Source organism: Candidatus Uabimicrobium amorphum (assembly GCF_009002475.1).
GTDB lineage: Bacteria > Planctomycetota > Uabimicrobiia > Uabimicrobiales > Uabimicrobiaceae > Uabimicrobium > Uabimicrobium amorphum.
In genome coordinates, this window is record NZ_AP019860.1 from 8,249,401 (window position 1) to 8,270,023 (window position 20,623).

Annotated in this window: 18 protein-coding genes; 15 read left to right on the forward strand and 3 right to left on the reverse strand. The window is 39.4% G+C overall.

Annotation, left to right across the window (positions count from 1 at the left end):
• The 4 genes from UABAM_RS28900 to UABAM_RS28915 all read left to right on the forward strand — a co-directional run bounded on the left by UABAM_RS28900 (position 1) and on the right by UABAM_RS28915 (position 5,990).
• On the forward strand, positions 1 to 999 hold the full coding sequence (locus tag UABAM_RS28900; protein ID WP_151971466.1) for a M14 family zinc carboxypeptidase: 999 nt from the start codon (positions 1 to 3) through the stop codon (positions 997 to 999).
• A gap of 93 nt (positions 1,000 to 1,092) precedes the next feature.
• Entirely contained in the window at positions 1,093 to 2,223 is a 1,131-nt protein-coding gene (locus UABAM_RS28905) for a hypothetical protein (protein WP_151971467.1), read from the forward strand.
• Positions 2,224 to 2,718: 495 nt separating this feature from the next.
• The gene (locus tag UABAM_RS28910; protein WP_151971468.1) at positions 2,719 to 3,648 is read left to right on the forward strand and encodes a hypothetical protein; all 930 of its coding nucleotides are present in this window, start codon (positions 2,719 to 2,721) and stop codon (positions 3,646 to 3,648) included.
• A 53-nt stretch (positions 3,649 to 3,701) separates the two neighbouring features.
• Positions 3,702 to 5,990, forward strand: a complete 2,289-nt coding sequence (locus UABAM_RS28915) for a VPS10 domain-containing protein (protein WP_151971469.1) — start codon at positions 3,702 to 3,704, stop codon at positions 5,988 to 5,990.
• A gap of 826 nt (positions 5,991 to 6,816) precedes the next feature.
• Here UABAM_RS28915 and UABAM_RS28920 read toward each other — a convergent pair.
• Positions 6,817 to 8,157 (reverse strand): alpha/beta hydrolase family protein, encoded by a 1,341-nt coding sequence (locus UABAM_RS28920; protein ID WP_151971470.1) that lies wholly within the window; start codon positions 8,155 to 8,157, stop codon positions 6,817 to 6,819.
• Between the two features lie 27 nt (positions 8,158 to 8,184).
• Between UABAM_RS28920 and UABAM_RS28925 the strand changes: the two genes are divergently transcribed.
• From UABAM_RS28925 to UABAM_RS28950, 6 genes are all read left to right on the forward strand, one after another.
• Positions 8,185 to 9,003 (forward strand): aldo/keto reductase, encoded by an 819-nt coding sequence (locus tag UABAM_RS28925; RefSeq protein WP_151971471.1) that lies wholly within the window; start codon positions 8,185 to 8,187, stop codon positions 9,001 to 9,003.
• A gap of 99 nt (positions 9,004 to 9,102) precedes the next feature.
• Positions 9,103 to 9,735 carry a PAQR family membrane homeostasis protein TrhA gene (trhA, locus tag UABAM_RS28930; RefSeq protein ID WP_151971472.1) on the forward strand — a complete coding sequence of 211 codons (633 nt, stop codon included), beginning with the start codon at positions 9,103 to 9,105 and terminating at the stop codon, positions 9,733 to 9,735.
• 2 nt (positions 9,736 to 9,737) lie between these two features.
• Entirely contained in the window at positions 9,738 to 10,076 is a 339-nt protein-coding gene (locus UABAM_RS28935; RefSeq protein WP_151971473.1) for a DUF952 domain-containing protein, read from the forward strand.
• Between the two features lie 7 nt (positions 10,077 to 10,083).
• Positions 10,084 to 10,956, forward strand: coding sequence for an ion channel (locus UABAM_RS28940; RefSeq protein WP_229759323.1), 873 nt, complete (start codon positions 10,084 to 10,086; stop codon positions 10,954 to 10,956).
• Positions 10,957 to 10,978: 22 nt separating this feature from the next.
• Positions 10,979 to 11,905, forward strand: coding sequence for a metal ABC transporter substrate-binding protein (locus tag UABAM_RS28945; RefSeq protein ID WP_173013640.1), 927 nt, complete (start codon positions 10,979 to 10,981; stop codon positions 11,903 to 11,905).
• Positions 11,906 to 11,964: 59 nt separating this feature from the next.
• Positions 11,965 to 13,638, forward strand: a complete 1,674-nt coding sequence (locus UABAM_RS28950) for a protein kinase domain-containing protein (protein WP_151971475.1) — start codon at positions 11,965 to 11,967, stop codon at positions 13,636 to 13,638.
• Between the two features lie 470 nt (positions 13,639 to 14,108).
• Here the strand turns inward: UABAM_RS28950 and UABAM_RS28955 are convergent, their stop codons facing one another.
• Complete coding sequence (locus tag UABAM_RS28955) at positions 14,109 to 15,068, reverse strand: serine/threonine protein kinase (protein ID WP_151971476.1); 960 nt, start codon at positions 15,066 to 15,068, stop codon at positions 14,109 to 14,111.
• A gap of 13 nt (positions 15,069 to 15,081) precedes the next feature.
• Entirely contained in the window at positions 15,082 to 16,044 is a 963-nt protein-coding gene (locus UABAM_RS28960; protein WP_151971477.1) for a serine/threonine protein kinase, read from the reverse strand.
• A gap of 161 nt (positions 16,045 to 16,205) precedes the next feature.
• Here UABAM_RS28960 and UABAM_RS28965 point away from each other — a divergent pair, with 161 nt between their 5' ends.
• The 5 genes from UABAM_RS28965 (at position 16,206) to UABAM_RS28985 (ending at position 20,544) form a co-directional block, all read left to right on the forward strand.
• Complete coding sequence (locus UABAM_RS28965; RefSeq protein ID WP_151971478.1) at positions 16,206 to 17,045, forward strand: class II glutamine amidotransferase; 840 nt, start codon at positions 16,206 to 16,208, stop codon at positions 17,043 to 17,045.
• Positions 17,046 to 17,185: 140 nt separating this feature from the next.
• A complete protein-coding gene (locus tag UABAM_RS28970) occupies positions 17,186 to 17,923 on the forward strand; it encodes a hypothetical protein (RefSeq protein ID WP_151971479.1) in 738 nt (245 codons plus the stop codon).
• A gap of 41 nt (positions 17,924 to 17,964) precedes the next feature.
• Positions 17,965 to 18,648, forward strand: a complete 684-nt coding sequence (locus UABAM_RS28975; protein ID WP_151971480.1) for a response regulator transcription factor — start codon at positions 17,965 to 17,967, stop codon at positions 18,646 to 18,648.
• Complete coding sequence (locus tag UABAM_RS28980) at positions 18,638 to 19,414, forward strand: hypothetical protein (protein WP_151971481.1); 777 nt, start codon at positions 18,638 to 18,640, stop codon at positions 19,412 to 19,414. The genes UABAM_RS28975 and UABAM_RS28980 overlap by 11 nt, the downstream gene beginning before the upstream one ends.
• The gene (locus UABAM_RS28985; RefSeq protein WP_151971482.1) at positions 19,411 to 20,544 is read left to right on the forward strand and encodes a sensor histidine kinase; all 1,134 of its coding nucleotides are present in this window, start codon (positions 19,411 to 19,413) and stop codon (positions 20,542 to 20,544) included. The genes UABAM_RS28980 and UABAM_RS28985 overlap by 4 nt, the downstream gene beginning before the upstream one ends.
• Positions 20,545 to 20,623: the final 79 nt, after the last annotated feature.

The following is a 20,623-nucleotide window of genomic DNA, read 5'->3' on the forward strand; positions in this document are numbered from 1 at the left end:
ATGAAGTTTTTTCTAGTCGTACTACTTTTGCCCATATTGTGTTTCGCAGAATGCGTGCATGAAATGCAGTTGACCGCAAAAGAAATTGATTCTTTAGATATTGCCAACACACAGATTTATGTGGAAATCGATGGAAAATTTACATTAGCCAGTGCCGCAAAACTAACAGAGGGCAAAAAATACACAGTGCATCTTTTGCCTGAATACGAACGTGACGATTACAACAAAAAATACATAAAATACTATGATTATGCACGTTTAAATACATTCTTAGACGGCAACCAGCAAACATTCTCCGAGAATAAATACCAAAAGATTAAAATCGGTGAAAGTTTGCTAAAACGTAACCTTTATGTGGTCATGCCTCAAGTTTTGCAGGCCGATAAAAAAACAGTCGTCATGTTTTGTCGCCACCATGGAGATGAAGGAACGGCGAACTGGATTGTCGAAGGCTTTGTAGAGAAAGTTTTTGCTGACAAAGAGTGGTTGCAAAATTTTCAACTCATCTTATACCCAATGATAAATCCAGATGGAGCAGAGAAACGCACGAGATACAACAATAACGGACGTGACTTAAATCGTTGTTGGGGAGGAAGTGCCAACGATGAAATCGTCATTATTCGTGGTCATCTACAATCTCTTTTGCAAAACATCGACAATAAAAAGGTGGTAAGTGTCCTCGACATGCACGGAAGTTTTGTCGAAGATTTCATCTATCGCGTACCTCGCTTTTTTGTTGACCTTGACTTCTTCGAACTGCAAGGAAAATTTATCGACCAACTTGCTATCCACGACATATGGCAAAAAGGAAATTTTAAACTGTCTGAAGGAAGTCCGGGAATGTCGCGAATTTATCTAATCAAAACCTATGGTTTTAACGCCTTGACACACGAAAGCATACGCAATATCCCATTAAACAAAGGACGTTCTCTCAACAGCTTAAAAAAGCAAGGACAAGACGTATATCAAAGCTTAAAAGAATTGTATATACAAAAATAATATCGTCCTAAAACACCATCAAATATCACGATGAATAGGCTCTCAAATAAATTATTTGAGGGCCTATGTTATTTTATACTGAAAGACTTATTTATGAGAATATTCTGTCTATTTTTATTTTTTATTACAGCGCTCTTCGCTGAAGAAGGCAAGGCAACATCTTCCGATATCATTAGCTTTTTACTAGAAAATGCCGTGGCACTATCCATTGTTTTTATCTTCCTAAGCGCCCTATTTGGTTTTTTCATAAAAGCGCGTAGCGTCGACAAATGCCTTAAGGATTTCAATAACTTTTCCATTACCACTGAAATGACAGACAATTCGATCGCCAAAGGAGTTTTGCATCTTTATCACACCGGAATGGAACTCGTCTTTCGTCAAAAAGAGGATACGAACACAAACTACGATAAGTTTAGTCAAATTTTATATGCCACGGAGTACGCCAATATAAAATGCGTATACCGTTATCAGAGCGAACTGACAGAAATCAATAAACAGAAAAGAGAAAAAAGTATCAAGCGTACTTATAAACCAGGTCTCTTACGCCAAGTACTACGCAAAATGCGCAATATACTAGGAACATTTCGCGATGCAATATCACAGAGTTTTCATCTTATTCTCGGTCAGCTAAAACAAAGAACCCTCAAACAACAAAACAAACATTTAAAAAACATTGGCGAAAGCATCGTCGAGTACAGTGGTAACATATATGATCCCATTCTCGAAAAATTTATAGGTCGCCATATTGTGATCGAAACCGTAGAAAAAAAAGAATACTTTGGTATCTTCAAAGAATATAGTAAAAATTATTTACAACTACTCAATGTCCAAACATACGAAAAACACAATTACGAAATTACAGCACAGGCCCCGTCTTTAATCGCCAACAAAAACGATTTACATATTTCGCGGACGAAAAAAAATATTGTCCTGAAGAATTTAGAAAACTTTCCGTTGTACATTTCAGCAATTGGTACAGAAGAAAATCTAATATCTATAAATCGCATCGTCGAATCGCAGAAAAGAATCCAAATTCCCAAAAAACAATTACCCGATCAAGACACTTTGGTTGTCGAATTTATGAATATCGCCGACATTATTATTCCACGTTCCCTCGCATTTGTGAGATTTTGCGCTGACAAACGCAAAATAACATGGAAAGAGGCGCTCAAAACAGACTTTCAATCGGTGTGGCATGTGGCGATGTTGCGCAATAAATCGTAGACTCGGGAATGGGAACAGGTGTGTAAACGAAATCGTAAAATTATTTTTTATTTGCCTGAGACATTTTTAGGCATAAAAATAAAAAAAACCAAACTTTTTGTCTTTTTATGCGTTTATAGATACTGCAATGTGAATTTTTATTGCCGCTTTTTTTTACGAATGTGTAAGTAAAGTAAATGAATGTTATGGATTGGTTTATAATAGTTCAATGGTAGATTATTTTTATAGATAATAAGCCCATAAAAAAAGAGGAAGAATATATCTTCCTCACAACATTCCACGGACTATTAATATAGATAGGATGTATATTATACATGAAAGAATATAGATATCAACCATTAAAATTTACGAAAAATACACAAAGAATATCACATCGTGATATTGCAAAATTGGTGGGCTTTTATCAAATAGATAAGAAAAGCTTACCTAATAAAAAAACTCTTAATTTGTAGCCGAGCATCATGATGATGCTCGGCTTTTTTTATGGGGAAAACAATGAAAACAGAAATAAAAAGTGAGTTTTCCAGCGCCATTGAGGTGTTGAAAACCATTTTAATTTTTGGTGGCGTTGTGTTTGCTTTTGTGATCAATATCTGTTATCTCGCCATCGAACGTGACTTTGCCATCAAAACCGCTTACATGACATTAGAACATCCTCACCTATTTACCCAAGAAGAAAAACTTGCAGCGGTCAGCACTTTATCAGAAAATCTCATCACCGCCAAAAATCGTTTTCAACTCGTCATTCACGAAAAAGATTTACAACTTATTCAACTTTACTTTAACTGCGAAAAGCAACTACAAACAAAATTAAAAGAACTTCTCACTTTAAAATTAGGCGATGATTCACCAGAAAAATGGGAAAAAATATTTGTCACCAAATTTCCTAGACGTGGAAATATTTTGTATATGCATGACATAGAAAACTTTATCTTATTTTATTCGTGGTTTATGAGCTTATCATCTTTGATTTTTCTCTCGCAAATACTAAATAAACAGCATGTACGCGAGTACCTTGCCAGTTGCTTTAAGAAAAAACGCTATTTTTTCCCCATCACCACCATATTGGCTTATCCGCCCATATTAAAATTTATGAGTGTGTGGCTAGGACGCGAATTTTCCGCGCTATCCATACAACTCTCGGCCTTAGTCATTACCATTGTTGTCAGCACCATTTTATTTTCACTCATCAGTAAAAATTTCAGTGGTAAAAATCTTTATGAAGCGGGTATTTGCCTTCTCATTTTATCGTTGCTGTTACAATCGTTATCGATTATTATTAGAGAAGACATGGTTTACCACTATTTTGGAAAACCAAGTATTAACTATCTTTTATATTTTTCGTGGTTCTTATTTATGATTTTGCCTGTCTACCTTTGCGAACAATATTTTCTAAATAAGAAAAATGCGAAACTTAACGGTTGAATTAAATAAAACAACAGTTAGATGTTAAATACGGTAATTAATGAGAGGTCATTATGTTTAATATAAAAAGTCACAAAGAATTTTTGTTTTTTTTGACGACGACGACGTTGGTCATTTTATTGTCAATAAATTTTGTCCAACGCGCAGAAAAACGGCACGAGAATCATGTTTCTCATTTAGAAGAAGACTATGAAGAAGGTGATGAAAAAGATTCCAAACCAACGGATTGGTTTATCAAACAACGCATGGGAACAAATCGCGACCAGTTTAATTTCGCCGCTTTTCGCAAGGCAAAAGATCAGGCAAATCAACTCGTAAAATCGGCTTCTTCGCGAGCCACCTGGGAATTTGTCGGCCCCACAAATATTGGTGGACGTATTTGCGATGTGGAAATGGATCCAACAAATGCCAATGTCGCTTATTTTGCAGCCGCTTCTGGTGGAATATTTAAAACCACCGACCAAGGGCAAAATTGGTTCCCCATCTTCGACAATGAGATGACCCTAAATACCGGAGATATTTGTCTCGCTCCATCGGACTCTAATATTATCTACGTGGGAACAGGTGAAGTAAATCCTGGTGGAGGCTCCATCACCTATCCTGGATTGGGTGTCTTTAAATCAACAGATGCAGGTAAAACGTGGACACATACAGGGCTTGACAAGACACAGTGTATTGGTCGTGTGAAAGTACACCCCACAAATCCCGACATCGTTTACGTCGCAGCAACAGGCGCTCTATACGGCGAAAGCGAAGACCGTGGTGTATATCGCAGTAAAGACGGCGGAAAAAATTGGGAAAGAGTGCTCTTTGTTTCCCCCAAAACAGGTTGCGTAGATCTAGCGATGAATCCCAAAAACCCCAATGTATTGTATGCGGCCATGTGGGAAAGAATACGTAAACCCGGTTATCAAAAATACGGCGGACCGCAGTCGGCAATCTACCGTTCTCAAGACGGCGGAGAAACATGGCAAAAGTTAGAAAATGGCCTACCAAAAAGTAATGACAACACCGGGCGTATTGGTATTGATATCTGTCAATCGCAACCCGATGTTCTCTACGCTTGCTTTGCAACGACAAGCGGTGATCATTTAGGTGTTTTCAAAACCACAAACGCCGGAGATTCTTGGAAGCAAACCAATGATGGAACTTTATACGGTGGCGTTGGTACATACGCATGGTGGTTTTCTAACATACGCGTGGACCCCAACAATCCACAAGTAGTATTTTTCCTAGGATTTAATTTTTATCGCACACAAAATGGTGGAAATAGTTGGCAAAATGTCGGATACGATATGCATGTGGACCACCACGCACTCTATATACACCCACTTGACTCCAATGTATGTCTTGCCGGAAATGACGGTGGTGTTTATCTTTCAACAAACGGTGGTTCGCGGTGGAAAAAATCACAAAATCTACCCATCACTCAGTTTTATTCTCTAGCAGTTGATCCCAAAGACGCCAATAGAATTTTGGCGGGAGCCCAAGACAATGGCGTTAACTTTATTGCCACAGGTAGCAAAAGTGGTTGGAAGGGTGTCATTGGTGGAGATGGCCTAGATGTCGCTTTTGATCCTACAAATTCAAGCTATGCATATGGTGAGTCACAATATGGCGCTTTCCGCGCATCAAGCAATGGTGGTCGTAGTTTTGGTTGGGGTGGATCGGGAATATCTGGAAACAAAGGATGGAAGTGTCCAATCGCCGTAGACCCTACCAACGGTCATGTATATTTTGGAAGTGATCGCATATATCGCTCGACAAGTCATGGTAGTTACTTTTCTTCCATAAGCCCTAAATTGACAAATGGCGACGAACGCGACCCGTTTGGCACAGTAACGAGCATTGCCGTATCTGCGAGTGACAACGATTACATCTATGCCGGAACAGATGATGGAAATATATGGATTTCGAAAGACCATGGAAAAAATTGGAAGAGCATCGCGAAAAATTTACCAAAAGAATGGGTAACAAGCGTTGCCGTACACCCCACAAATGCGGAAATTGCTTACGCGACCATATCAGGCTACAGATGGGATAAGCATTTATCTCACGTGTTTAAAACTACGAATGCTGGAGAAAGCTGGGAAGCTATTTCCACAAATCTTCCAGAAGCTCCCGTCAATGGTATCGTCGTTAGTCCAGATGCAAAAACCCTTTACGTAGCAAGCGATGTAGGCGTTTTCATGAGCAAAGACCAGGGTCAGAATTGGCAAGTTGTTGGCAAAGGACTACCCAATATTGTCATTCATGAGCTGGATTATCATCAGGCAACCAACACTTTATTTGCCGCCACTTTTGGGCGTGGTATTTATAAAATAGACGTTTCATCGAATTAGATTTGGTATGGATTCGTCTTCATATTGATGCCCTCACCATCGAATTTAAGGTTTTAGCTTTGCTAAAAGCAACGTAGGAAAAGAGTATCGTTTGCCGAATTGGTGCCCTCACCATCGAATTTAAGGTTTTAGCTTTGCTAAAAGCAACGTAGGAAAAGAGTATCGTTTGCCGAATTGGTGCCCTCACCATCGAATTTAAGGTTTTAGCTTTGCTAAAAGCAACGTAGGAAAAGAGTATCGTTTGCCGAATTGGTGCCCTCACCATCGAATTTAAGGTTTTAGCTTTGCTAAAAGCAACGTAGGAAAAGAGTATCGTTTGCCGAATTGGTGCCCTCACCATCGAATTTAAGGCTTTTAGCTTTGCTAAAAGCAACGTAGGAAAAGAGTATCGTTTGCCGAATTGGTGCCCTCACCATCGAATTTAAGGTTTTAGCTTTGCTAAAAGCAACGTAGGAAAAGAGTATCGTTTGCCGAATTGGTGCCCTCACCATCGAATTTAAGGTTTTAGCTTTGCTAAAACCCTTAATTCTCATGCCTCTCCCACAGGGAGAGGCGTAACACGTCTAAATTTGTTTCCATTTGTTTTCTTTAGTGCTATCACAGTTCAGCATCAATCAAAAGACTTTGTTACATCACACCTTTGACCCGCAACTCAAGCGAATTTTGTTTTTTACAAAAGAGAAGCATTACACCTCTCCCTGTGGGAGAGGTATGAGAATAGCAGCTTACAGCGCAGCTGTAACTGCTAATTCGATGGTGAGGGCACCAATCCGGAAACGAATCTCTCTACCACAGCACCAATCCGGAAAACAAACCCCCTCCAACTCTACTTAAAATCCGCAACATACTCCTCAATACTGTGATTGTGCAGAATCACGTGAAAAAGCTCACCTAACTCATAACCAATAATTTCATTGCGGTTGTACTTAGAAACTAACTTGTTGTTTTGCAAATACGACAGACGACTTTCCCATGGTACTTGTAACAAGGTCTCATAAATAGCGAGATTCTCTTTGAGAAGGCTTAAACGTTGTGCGCGGGTGTGCCACTTTTTCTTTTGCCCTTTAAAAAAAGCTTTTTGTGCTTTTTTTTGCGCTTGAGCAATGGCAGAATCCACTTTATTGATTTTCACCCACAATGATGTCGCATCACGACGCATTTTTTTGTACATTTTTTGTGGAAGTTCTTCAGCAAATTTGCGCAAGCGTTCATACTTTTCATGTTGTTCTTTATCATCTAACTGAGGATTGGGATAGGTGTACACTTGTCCAATATGTTTTCCTACCTTAGGTACCAAGTCTTGCATGTGCATGTGGTTTTTTACCGTACGCATATGAGGTACTCCCCAAAATTTGCGAAATACTTCGTCCATACCAGGTGCTGCGAACGTTTCTGTTGGTACCTGATACGTCGCCCCCACAACTTGTGCATATCCCCCGCCGAGTGAATGACCTGTAACGTACCACTTGAAACGCTGTGAACGATGGGAGTCGGAGACTTTCTTGCGCGTTTCGAGAAAAAAATCTTTGGCACGCTGTAAATTGTTTTTTAAATGATCCAGTGGCTTTACTCTACGGCGGTTACGTGTAAAAGCTGTCAGCAAACGCGTTAATTGTCGTTGCCTTTTTGCTTTTTTTTCTTCGCTGTACTCATCCCAAAGCTTTTTTTCCGTCTGTAATTCCCGCGCGTAAAACGGGTCCATTTCCTTGATCATATCGACAATTTGTGGCGGTTGAATTTTTTTCTCTAGCTGTGAGGAAATAATTGTATTCAACTCAATTATGTGTGACAATGTTTTTAGTTTGGCGACCGTAAGCATTTCATTCAAAATATTAGAAATGATATCCTGCGCTGACTCATTTTCGTTATTAAACACCGTGATATTGGCAATGGCAATATCCGCAACAATGTCTTTGGTATTGCTAGTACCGCGGTAGGCAACGATGACTTCGTGACGTTGGGGATGAAGATAAGCAACCGCTCCAAAGCCCGTTTTATCATCATACAATTTGTTTACTAAGACAAAACCCTTTAATACCCCAAATACAATGCGCGAAGTAATTTTCTTTGGTGAGTACGATAAATTTGACAGTTCTGCCAATCTGGTAGTGGTTTGCGAAGCACTCACACTGCAAAGAACAAACAGTACCAAAACTATTTTTTTCATAAGATTCACCTCTTTGAAAGGATTATCATGGATACCTATACAAAAGCGAAGTTAAACAACGGTCAATGTATACCTTATCTTGGCTTAGGCGTATATCAATCTCCTCCAGGAGAGCAAACACAAAATGCCATTATTCATGCCCTCAACAGTGGTTATCGTCATATCGACACCGCTAAACTTTACGACAACGAAAAAGACGTAGGTATTGCCATTCGTAAAAGTGGTATTCCTCGGGAAGAGATTTTCATTACCACAAAATTGTGGAACGATGACCACGGCTATGATCAGGCACTACAAGCTTGTAAAAAAAGTACCGAAAGTTTAGGTACGTATATCGACTTGTATTTAATTCACTTCCCTGTGGAGAAGGTACGTGGCGACTCGTGGCGCGCTTTAGAAAAACTGTATGAAGATGGCTTATGTAAATCTATCGGTGTTAGTAATTATACAGTGCGGCATCTACGTGAGCTTTTAGACCAAGCAAATGTAACTCCTACGGCCAATCAAGTAGAATTCAGTCCATATTTATTTCAAAAAGAACTGTGGGATTTTTGTCGTGAAAATAACATTCAATTACAAGCTTACAGTCCTCTCACCCGTGGGCAAAAATTGCAAGATCCTAAACTAATGGCCATTGCTGAAAAATACAACAAAAGCACCGCACAAATACTTATCAAATGGTGTTTACAGCATGAAATTGTCGTACTTCCCAAGTCTATCAATCATAGCCGCATACAACAAAATGCGCAAGTATTTGATTTTGAAATTAACCAAGAAGATATGGCTCAGCTGGACAACTTCAATGAAAATTTTCGCACATGTTGGGATCCAACAGGTACACCATAAAACTTTTAATTATTTGTTGTACACAGAATACAATATCGGTAAAATAGCTGTCCACAAAAATAGCTACGTATAACTTAAGTACAGAATAATGAGGGTATTATGACACAGCGCGACGGCAATCTACAAACAAAACATGAAGAAATTGCGAATAGTTTGACACATGGAATTGGCTTAATTCTAGCCATTATCGCTTTCATTGTCTTTAGCAACTGGCAAGGTAACGAAAGCGAAATTCTTAGCCTAATTGTATATGGAAGCACTTTATTTTTATTATATACGGCGTCTACACTATATCATTCCGTAAAAACTCCCAAACTCAAAAAAGTATTTCAAATTTTAGACCACTCAGCGATTTACCTCTTCATAGCAGGCTGCTACACACCTGTCATGTTTAAAATAGGTAACCACGATGCGATGGTAGTTCTCACAATCGTGTGGTCGATGGCCCTTTTGGGTGTGTACATGAAAACTTTCCACCTCGAAAAAACCAAAACATTTAGTTTAGTTTTATACCTATTGATGGGATGGTTGGCAGTGGTAATGATTAAGTCCATTATGATTGTATTACCAATCGGTGCCCTAATATGGTTGTTTGCCGGAGGACTTGCTTACACACTGGGTGTATTTTTCTATGTAAAAGACGGTATATTATGGTTTCATACCGTTTGGCATCTATTCGTTTTAGCGGGTAGTTGGTGCCACTTTCACATGATTATCTTTTACACGGTATAACGATGTCTGAGTTTTTATATCATATTACGTCCCGCGAAGAATGGTCACAAGCGCAAAGTGAGTATTTACCTGTAAACTTTGCGAAGGAAGGCTTCATTCATTGCTCATATCACCAACAAATTGTGGGTTCTGCCAACAAGTTTTTTCATGGACAGCGCAACCTTGTTCTCTTAAAAATCATTCCACAAAAAATTACCAGCAACATCGTAGACGAAAATCTCGAAGGGGGAAAGGTAATGTTCCCACATATATATGGACCTCTACCGGTAGACGCCGTCACACAAGTGATTGATTTTCCATGCGAACAAGATGGGAGTTTTTGCCTTCCTCAAATAGGGTGAGTAACACATGGGAAAACGACTTGTCGATGACAATGGTAATCTTTTAATACGTCGCGTTGGTAGAGAGTGGAACCCCATGGGGGATTTATACCACTTTTTGATTTCTTCCTCGTGGTGGATTATGATTTCGCTAATCAGCCTATCTTATTTACTTCTAAATGCTATTCTCGCCATACTATTTTTATTGGGTGGTAACTGTATTTCGGGTGCGCGACCTGGTAATTTTCAAGATGTTTTCTTTTTCAGCGTGCAAACCATGTCGACAATTGGCTATGGTGGTATGAGTCCGCAAACATTTTACGCTCATATTATTGTCACCGTAGCCTCTATCGCAGGCTTGCTCTCCCTCGCAATTGCCACAGGACTTATATTTGCTAAGTTTTCTCGCCCAACAGCACGTATTGTCTTTAGCGAAAAAGCGGTCATTCGTAATTATAACGGTACACCACACTTAATGTTCCGCCTCGCAAATATTCGCACCAATTACCTCATCGAAATAAAAATACGCGTGATGTTTATCTACACAGAAACAACAGCTGAGGGTGATCAAATGCGACGTTTTATGGATATTCCACTAGTAAGATCGGGAACTCCCATTTTTTCACTCACATGGATGGTTTTTCACGAAATAGATGAAAAAAGTCCGTTTTTCAACAATTGTAACACACCAGACACAGACCTTATTGTACTCTTACAGGGTGTTGACAGCGAACATTCCCAAACAGTGTACGCCCGACATATATATCATTGCGAAGATATACAGGTAAATCATCGCTTTATCGATGTTTTTGTCGATGATGATAATGGTGAAAGAGTGTTGTGTTACGATAACTTACACCGTACGGTTCCTTGTGGTGACGAACGAAATTGTCAAACATAATTTTACAACAAAGGGTTTAACTATGAAAAAGATATGCATTTTTCTCGTTTTCAGTCTAATTCTCGCTTGTGATTCTCCACAACAGAGCAACGAAAAAAAAATACCTATTGACGTTTACACCACCTTTTATCCGACAGCTTACTTTGCCAAAAGAATCGCCGGACAATATGCCAACGTTGTATGTCCCGTTCCACAAGACGAAGATGCTATTTTTTGGAAAGCGTACAAACACCCAGAAATTATTCAAAAATACCAACAAGCAGACTTGATTATCTTAAATGGGGCGAAATTTGCCAAATGGGTAAGAAAAGTTTCTCTTCCCCAAAACAAAGTGGTCAACACATCTAAACCTTTTTCCAAAAACTTTATTACCATCGAAAATGCGACAACTCATAGTCACGGCGATGGCAAAGTGCACACCCATAAAGGATTAGATGGCCATACCTGGGTAGATCCCCACAACGCAAAAGTACAAGCCCACGAAATCACAAAAGCTCTATGCAAAATATTGCCGCAACATAAAGAGCAAATGCAAAAAAACTTCACTGCTTTACAAAAAGATCTCGACGCACTCATTGCCACGCTAGAACAATATCAAAAAACGGCAAATAATAATGAGCCACTTCTCGCCTCTCACCCTGCGTACAACTATATTGCCAGAACATTTTCCTGGAATATCAAAAACCTAGATCTTGATCCACAAACAATGCCAACACCAAAACAGTTTGCTGCGATCCAAGCTTTACAGAAAAAGCATCCCGCAAAGTTTATTCTCTGGGAAGAATATCCCACAGATGAAATTGCCAAAGCATTCAAAGACAAGTTAAATTTAACGAGTATTGAATTTTCTCCTTGCGAGTTACTGGGAGAAGAACAGCAAAAACAAGGCGAAGATTATTTGAGTGTGATGCGCAAAAACGTAGCAAATTTACAAGCAATTTGGAAATAATCGCGGTTTACTCAAAATAATATGACGAGTTCAAAATTTACATCGGGCGGAAAACAAGTATGTCAAAGAACCACAAAGAAAACGATTCGACTATCCTGAGTCTTGTTCACCTAAAACCAGGACAAATGTTTGCCCACTACAGAGTGTATCATGAACTTGGACAAGGGGGAATGGGAACAGTATATAAAGCTTACGACACGCGACTACAACGTATCATCGCTTTAAAAATATTACACAACGACAGTTCGTCACAGGAAATAAAATCTTCCTTACTAAAGGAAACACAAATACTCGCGTCGTTAAATCACGACAATATTGTCAAAGTTCTCGACGTAGGTGTTTCCCCCCTTTATTATTTTACAATGGAATACATAGAAGGAAGTACTCTAGAGTACTTGATTGATAACGACTGTATTACAATTCAACAATCATTACAAGTTTTAGCAGCGATTGCCAACGCAATCCACCACGCGCACAAAGAAAATATACTACACCGCGATATAAAACCTGGAAATATAATGCTCACCGAAAGTAAAGTCCCCAAACTGATGGATTTCGGTATTGCCAAAATCATCGAAGAAGATAAAATGCAAACACAGAATCGCGGTATCTGTGGTACTCCAGCGTATTGCTCCCCAGAACAATTAAAAGGAAAGCAAGACAAGGCAAGCGACATATACTCTCTGGGGGTGGTTCTATATGAATGTCTTACAGGCAATAGACCTTTCAGTGCACATAGCCATATGGAATTGATGTTGAAAATTGATAGCAATAACTTTATCCCACCGCGCCACCATAACAACTTAATCTCTCGCGAAGTAGAAGCCATTTGCTTAAAATGTTTGCGTAAGTCGCGCAAAGCACGCTACAGTAGCGCCAAGGCTCTAGAAAGAGATTTACGTAACTATTTAGAAGGCAAACCGATTATCGCAAAACCTGCGGGATACGGCACACGCTTGTACAAATATATGGCACGTAACAAATTACTGTGTCTGATTCTCCTTGCAATGTTGCTGCTATCTTCCTCATGGATTTATATTATTCAACAAAAAATAAACCATCACCAACAACGCCTGCGTTATACAGAAAAAATCGAGGCAGAAAAAAAACAATTGCAAAAAGTAACCAATATTATATTCAATGCTTTAAACTATATGACAAAAGAGCACGCGAACGTTTTTGCCGACCCAATATTTTCCTCGCAGATGGTAGAAGTTTTCAAACAAGACCTAAATGTTGAGCTGAATCATGATCGTCTTATATCAGTACGTGGTATTATCCTAGCAAATAGTGACGATACAAAAGATTTAGAGCAAGCCCTACAAGACTTTAACCTTTATTTAGAAAAAAACCCTCGTAGTGCGGACCGTTATAACTCACGAGGAATGGTATACCGCAAATTAAAACGTTATAAAGAAGCGATTGCTGACTACAACACCGCGATAAACATAACACCACGCTTTGTGTATTTTTTTAATCGCGGTGTCACCTATGAAGTTTTGGGTAAGAGCGAAAAGGCCATACAGGACTACACCAATGCCATAAATGTAAACCCTAACTATTTTATGGGATACGCGAGTCGTGCTTTGGCGTACGAAAAACAGCAAAAATACTCATTTGCCATACGTGATTACGAGAGAGCATTGCGTTTGAAAATACCGAAAGGCTTAGGACGAAAAACCAAGCAACAAGTTTATCAGCGGGTACAGGAATTGAAACAAAAAATAAAATAAGCGCATATGTGTCAAGCGAAGAGTGAAACTTTCTTAATAAAGACTTACAAATCCGTGTCATTCCCGCGTAAGCGCATATGTGTCAAGCTAAGAGTGGAACTTTCTTAATAAAGACTTACAAATCCGTGTCATTCCTGGCTTGACCAGGAATCCACAACACAAAGTTAAATTGTATGCGTCTGGATCCCTGATCAAGTCAGGGATGACACCGGTAAGGTAGTTTTTTAGTTTCAGAGAAAAAAATGTAATTCTTTTATTTGTAGTACTTTATATCTTAGCTTGACAGCCATGTGCTTTTGCAGGGATGACACCGTAAGGGGTTTATGTAGTTCCAGAGAACACCCAGGGAAGTTTTTGTTTTAAACAATGTCTATTTTTCATATTTGTGCGAAAACCGACCTTACGCCCCACGTAACCCCTAATACATCTAAGACGTGCAGGAAAAGATGTCACTAGTATGAGGAGTGATGTTATTTTGGTAAAATGTTGATGAGTTCGTACACTTCCTCTTTCATCTCATCACATGTTTGATAACGATCGTTGCCGTTATACGACATCGCTTTTTCGACAACGTGTAATACCGCCGGTGGTAAGCTAGGATTTTGTTCGCGTAGAGCGATGTATTTGTTGCGCTTTTTTCCCATAAAAGTTTGCAGGAGATTGCCTTGGTATTCGGCATAAGGAGGGCGACCACATAAACAATGGAACATCGTAGCGCCTACGGAATATATGTCGGATTGAAACGATATATTTTGTATATTTTCCATCTGTTCCGGAGCTGTGTATTCTACATTGCCCACGACCTCACCGTTGGTGGTTTTCGAAACTGTTTTCCCTAAAATCTTAGCGATGCCAAGATCAATTACTTTTACCATCCCTTCACCAGTGATATAAAGATTTCCAGGCTTGATATCTCGATGAACGATGTTCTTGCGGTGCGCATATCCTAAGGCATCTAAAATATAATAGGCGATTTTTAATGTGCGTCGTGCGGGTAATACTTCTCTTTGTAGACGATCTTTGAGAGTCTCTCCTTTTAGATATTCCATGACTATATACATTTTATTGTTGTGATTTCCCCAGCCTTGTATCTTGATTAAGTTAGGATGATGTAAGCGCGAAAGCGTTTGAATATTTTCATTAAAACGCGTTGCAATCTGTTGATCTGTCGAATCAAAAATTTTAATTGCCACCTGTTTACTATCATTATCGCGATGAGCCAGGTACACATTGCCTGCGCAACCATGCCCTAATACCTTTAGCAATAAATAATCCCCTACGCGTTGTAAGTTTTCTTCTAGATTGTTTTGTGTTAGAGTACTCATGATGAGTTTCTTACACAATCCGCAAAAAATTTGTCCAGAAAAGTCTTCGCGCATCTCCATTTTAATGGCACTTCCACATTGGCATCTAGCATTATATATCTTCATTTTTTCCTCAAAATTAACAGACACTCGCTAATTGTTCGTAAATAGCTTCCTTCATCTCTTCTGCCGTTTGATAACGTTCATCCGCATCCCTGGCCATCGCTTTATCAACAACACCAACAACAGTTTGTGGAATATCCGGTTTGCGCTCTAAGAGTCCGATGTACGAGTCATTGGCTTTACTCATAAATATTTTATGTAAATCGCGTCCATGTTCTGCAAAAGGAGGATAGCGACACAACATGCGAAATAAAGTGGCTCCTACCGCGTATATATCCGCGCGATGATCTACGCGCTTTGAGTCTTTGAATTGTTCCAGTGCCATATAAAAAATGGTTCCGATCATTTCTCCGGTTTTTACCAGGCTATTCTCATCGTAAATGGCCTTGGCAATTCCTAAGTCGAGAATTTTCACCGTACGATCGTCCGCCGTCAAATAGATATTACCAGGTTTAATATCGCGGTGTATGATACTTTTACTGTGCGCGTATTGTAGGGCATCTAGGGTATAATAGGCGATATGTAGTGCTTCGCCAACTGTAGGCAAACCCCGTTGTAAAACGTCTTCTACCGTTTGTCCCGGTAAATAGTCCATGACATAATAGACCTGATCGCCCTCTTTGCCCCAGCCACGTAGTCTTATAATATTCGGATGATGAAGTCTACTGAGCACATCCACTTCGCGGTCAAAGTGTCGCTGCGCATATATATCTTTCGTTGTGTCGGTAATCTTTATCGCCACTTTTTCGTGGCTATTTTCATCATACCCGAGAAAAACCTCACTCATTCCTCCCTTACCCAGAGATTTTAAAAGTAGATAGTTACCCACTCTTCTGTAGTATTTACTCGTATCTTGCTTGGGACCTTTACTATAAATAGATTTACCGCACAATTGGCAAATTACATTTGCACGAAGCTCTTTTGGTGTTACAATGCGTACGGAGTTTCCGCAACGACACCGCAAATTGTACTCTTTCATATTTTTTTCCAAACATTAAGAATTTTCAAGAACGCAAAACATCCAATGTTATACATAGCCAGTCGTATTATTTTGCGAAAAATTTTCGTATGAATCAAGATTATTCACAAAGTATACCCTTTTAAGACATAAAAAGATTTTTAAGTACGAGGATAGACAACATGTGCAGAATATTTAGTTTTCGCTCGGTGATTAAAAGCCAAGTGCACAAAAGTTTAGTGGGAACAGAAAATGCTCTCTCAACACAGAGCACGCAACATCCCGATGGCTGGGGGGTTGCCTATTATGTTCAAGGGGTTCCACATATCATCAAATCCAGCGAAGCCGCTGTAGACGATAACATTTTTCACAAAGTGTCCGGAGTTGTTTCTTCAGAAACGGTTATTGCCCATATACGCAAGGCAACACTTGGACCAAAAAACATCTTAAACGTACATCCATTTCAATTTGGAAAATGGGCTTTTGTCCATAATGGAAATATCGAAAATTTTGAAAAACATCGTCGTCCGTTACTTGCGATGGTAGCTCCCGAACTGCGACGCTTTATCCTTGGACAAACCGATAGTGAAATTATGTTTTACCTCATTCTTTCGCATCTAAAACAACATATATCGCTCTCAGCAAACAATGTTCCCATTGAAAAGATGGTAAACATCACCAAACAAGCGGTACAAAAAATAATAGCTCTTGTAGGAGAGTGTAGTGATGAACAGGAAACAGACCCCAGTAAAACATACCTGACATTTGTATTGACAAATGGCACGACAATGCTCGCGCATCATGGAGGTAAACGATTGCACTACACCACATACAAAAATCGTTGTGTGGATCGCGACACGTGCCCTTGTTTTTCTTTTGAATGCGAAAACTCTACGCAAAGCGGTTATATCAATCATTTGATATTTTCCAGCGAAGAGCTAACGGGAGACAATATATGGCTGCCTATGAAGCAAGACCAGTATATTGGTGTAGACCACGAAATGAAACTGACGATTGCTTAGAGATACATAACATTACCAAATGGTAATCTAGCCATCATGTTCTCGTTAACTACAACATGTAAGATATTCCTAAAAGTAAATTGCTTATAAAACGTAAGCACTCAACACAAGAAAATAACTCACTTTTAGGAATACATACGATGAATAATCTTTACACACAAATGATGATAGTCATATTTTTGATAGGCAGTCTGTACGCGCAAATGTCAGACGAATTTGTTACCGAAAGTCCCTATTTTGAAAACAGCCAACAAACACTACTGAGTCTGTCTCAAACAATATCCTATCGTTATGTGGAACTGCGCAGCGGTTTTGCAACAATTAATCTCGAAGGACCAGCGGTAACAGGAGAAGATGACGTTGAAGGCGACGATGAAAACGGTTTTTCTATCGAAGTGGAAGGTTACTACGATTTCTGGGATTTTTTGTATGTCGGAATGAGCTACGACTTTTCGCGCTATGACACAACTTTTAACGTTCAGCATCTTCGTGCTTTTGTCGGTGCCTACCTCTCTCTTTTCCACACAGAAAATTTTCGCTTAGATATTCATGGTAAGGTCGGCGTAGAATATGTCCGTACTAGAGGTTTAGAGGCTTTTGAAGACGGAGTTGGTAACGGAGAAGATGGTGATGACTGGGGCGTGTCTGTTGGATTTGGGCTACGAGCCAGTTATCACAACTGGGAATTCTACATTGATAGCGAATATTTATCTTTTGGCGACGGTGACGGACCAGGATATGGATTTGGTTTGGTCTATCATGTAAGCGATCACTTTTCCCTAATTGCCGACTGGGAGGGCTTTTGGGTAGAAGACGCTGGTTTTAACATTGACCTAGCGACACAAAAATACACATTCGGTTTTCGCTATCAGTTTTAATGCACTCCCAAAGCTACGTCGAATTCGACGAAGGAATGACAATGAAAATACTTCTTATTGAAGATGACAAGGGCATAAGTTCTTTTATCATAAAAGGTTTAAAACAAGAAGGCTATGTGGTTGACCATTGCTATGATGGTGTTGATGGGTTACATCAAGCACAAGTTGCCCACTATGACTTGGCGATTATTGATATTATGCTACCTGGAATAGATGGTTTTACCGTAATAGAACGCTTACGCCAAAAAGGTGTCAAAATTCCTTTTCTAATTCTAAGTGCCCGGAATTCCGTAGATGATCGCGTAAAGGGTCTCCACAAAGGAGGCGATGACTACTTAGTAAAACCATTTGCTTTTGCAGAATTATTGGCACGCATGCAAGCTTTATTACGCAGATCACAGCAGTTTGAAGAAATTCACCAATTACAAGTGGCTGATTTAATTTTGGATCTCAACAAAAGAAAAGTATTTCGCGCCGGGCAAGAAATTGATCTTGCTCCTCGCGAACTGCAATTGCTAGAGTACTTAATGCGCAATGCCGGTAAAGTCGTTTCGAAAACAATGATCATGGAAAGTGTGTGGGACTACAACTTTGATCCCCAAACCAATGTCGTCGAAGCGCAAATCTGCCGTTTGCGTGAAAAAATAGAAAGAGGATTTACCAACAAACTCATACATACATTGCGTGGATTTGGTTATATACTTGAGATCAAAAATGAAACGTAGGCACCTCTTCATACTGTTATGTTTGTCAATAATAGTCGGTGGCCTTTGGTTATACAATTCACATCGAAAACAACAACAAAACATTTGGCTGTTGCTAGAACAAGAGCTAGACAAATTTATTGAACAAGCTTCTTTATCCACAAAAGACGCTGTTGATTTCAAATTTCGCAAATCTGCACGCTTTAGCTATTTTATTTTCGATAGTAAACGCCAACTTGTTGCTCAATCGAATTTAAAAGATTGGTCTACCTCAATAGGTCTATCATTTTCATTCGAAAAATTACATAATAATACATACCAACAACAACGGAGATACGTTGCGGGAAGTTTTGATCAGATATTTTCCGCAGCTTGTTTCGTCACAGCACATAACAAAATCTACCAAGTCAGTTATTTTTTACCTGAAGAAGAAATGGCCGTAAGTCGTAAACTATTTTTAGGGTTGTGCACGACTCTATTTTTTCTAGTTGTGATGATATACACAGCACACTATATTGTGAGGCGCAAAAAATGGCAATTTACCTCTTTTACTGCGCGTTTAACATTTTGGTACTGCTTGACATTCTTACTTGTGAATTTTGTTCTTCTCGCAATCGCCTATTGGCAAATTGAACGTCAACTCAACCTTCGCATCAACCACAAAATTGTCTATGAATTGTCTCTATTGAAGAAATGGCACGCAAATCTAAATCCGGAACAAGCATTTGCGGCGATGCAAAAGCGCGCAGACAAATGGAGCTTTAAAAAATTTTCTATCGAATTTTGAATGACGATTTACAAATTGTTAGGGCATCAAATTTACAATATTGTCCCAATTTTCAGACCCCATGGCTAAAATACGCACAGCTACAAGATAACGAACATGACATTACAGATTTTGAAATTGAAAATAGTTATGATGATATTCGAGTTATAACAGAACGCCAGGAAAAATACTACTTACAGGTCGTTTATTTGATAGAAGACGAAGAAGAGTTTGTCAACTGGTACTTTGTTATCTTTTCCATTTTGATTTTCATCATCATTCTTGTCGGCGGATTACTGGGATGGTTTATTACACGCCGCGCCATGCAACATGTCCATGCGATTACCAAAACAGCTCGTGACATTCAACAAGGAAATATAAACCTTCGTGTTCCCATACCAAACGCTGGTGAGGAGATAGATCTTCTCGCCCAAGCTTTCAACGAAATGTTGGAACAAATTCATGTGGTACTGAAAGAACTCCGTGAAATCTCCGACCACGTTGCTCACGATCTAGTAACGCCCATCACTGCGATACGTGGGATTGTGGAAACAACACTCGCTGATCCACAACGCAATACCGCAGAATACGACGAAATGTCATGTCGCATTTTAGAAGAAAGCGACCGTTTGGTCACAATGATTCGCAGCATGTTGGAAATCACCCGCACCGAGTCGGGGCTATTTCACAGCGATGAATCTGTAGAAGTGATTCAGGTTTTGGCAGATGTTGTTGAATTTTTTACACCCGTTTGCGAAGACAAAAATATTGAAATAATAAGCGACCTTCCCCAAAAAACTTTTGTGGTGCAAGGGAATACTTCTAAACTACAACGAGCCTTTGCCAACTTTTTGGACAATGCCGTAAAATATACACCAGACAACGGCAAAATCGCCATTCATTGCTCTAGTCACGATGAAAAACTACTCATCACAATTAAAGACAATGGTATTGGCATAGCAGCAAAAGATTTACCTCATATATTTGAACGTTTTTACCGCAGCGACCAAAGTCGTTCGGCAAGGGGAAATGGTTTGGGATTAAGTCTCGCCAGAGCCAATATTCAATTACATAACGGTACAATTGACGTAGAAAGTGAACTGGCGAAGGGAACCACAATTTTTATTACCATTGTTCGCCCCCATCCGTAATCATAAGTAACTACTTTATCTCCACACCTTCACTATTTTTTCATGGCGTAGTTGGTAAAGATTTTTTAGAATTAGAAGA

Coding starts and splice junctions, on each gene's coding strand:
- UABAM_RS28900 (WP_151971466.1), top strand. CDS start 1: ATGAAGTTTTTTCTAGTCGTACTACTTTTGCCCATATTGTGTTTCGCA.
- UABAM_RS28905 (WP_151971467.1), top strand. CDS start 1,093: ATGAGAATATTCTGTCTATTTTTATTTTTTATTACAGCGCTCTTCGCT.
- UABAM_RS28910 (WP_151971468.1), top strand. CDS start 2,719: ATGAAAACAGAAATAAAAAGTGAGTTTTCCAGCGCCATTGAGGTGTTG.
- UABAM_RS28915 (WP_151971469.1), top strand. CDS start 3,702: ATGTTTAATATAAAAAGTCACAAAGAATTTTTGTTTTTTTTGACGACG.
- UABAM_RS28920 (WP_151971470.1), bottom strand. CDS start 8,157: ATGAAAAAAATAGTTTTGGTACTGTTTGTTCTTTGCAGTGTGAGTGCT.
- UABAM_RS28925 (WP_151971471.1), top strand. CDS start 8,185: ATGGATACCTATACAAAAGCGAAGTTAAACAACGGTCAATGTATACCT.
- trhA (WP_151971472.1), top strand. CDS start 9,103: ATGACACAGCGCGACGGCAATCTACAAACAAAACATGAAGAAATTGCG.
- UABAM_RS28935 (WP_151971473.1), top strand. CDS start 9,738: ATGTCTGAGTTTTTATATCATATTACGTCCCGCGAAGAATGGTCACAA.
- UABAM_RS28940 (WP_229759323.1), top strand. CDS start 10,084: ATGGGAAAACGACTTGTCGATGACAATGGTAATCTTTTAATACGTCGC.
- UABAM_RS28945 (WP_173013640.1), top strand. CDS start 10,979: ATGAAAAAGATATGCATTTTTCTCGTTTTCAGTCTAATTCTCGCTTGT.
- UABAM_RS28950 (WP_151971475.1), top strand. CDS start 11,965: ATGTCAAAGAACCACAAAGAAAACGATTCGACTATCCTGAGTCTTGTT.
- UABAM_RS28955 (WP_151971476.1), bottom strand. CDS start 15,068: ATGAAGATATATAATGCTAGATGCCAATGTGGAAGTGCCATTAAAATG.
- UABAM_RS28960 (WP_151971477.1), bottom strand. CDS start 16,044: ATGAAAGAGTACAATTTGCGGTGTCGTTGCGGAAACTCCGTACGCATT.
- UABAM_RS28965 (WP_151971478.1), top strand. CDS start 16,206: ATGTGCAGAATATTTAGTTTTCGCTCGGTGATTAAAAGCCAAGTGCAC.
- UABAM_RS28970 (WP_151971479.1), top strand. CDS start 17,186: ATGAATAATCTTTACACACAAATGATGATAGTCATATTTTTGATAGGC.
- UABAM_RS28975 (WP_151971480.1), top strand. CDS start 17,965: ATGAAAATACTTCTTATTGAAGATGACAAGGGCATAAGTTCTTTTATC.
- UABAM_RS28980 (WP_151971481.1), top strand. CDS start 18,638: ATGAAACGTAGGCACCTCTTCATACTGTTATGTTTGTCAATAATAGTC.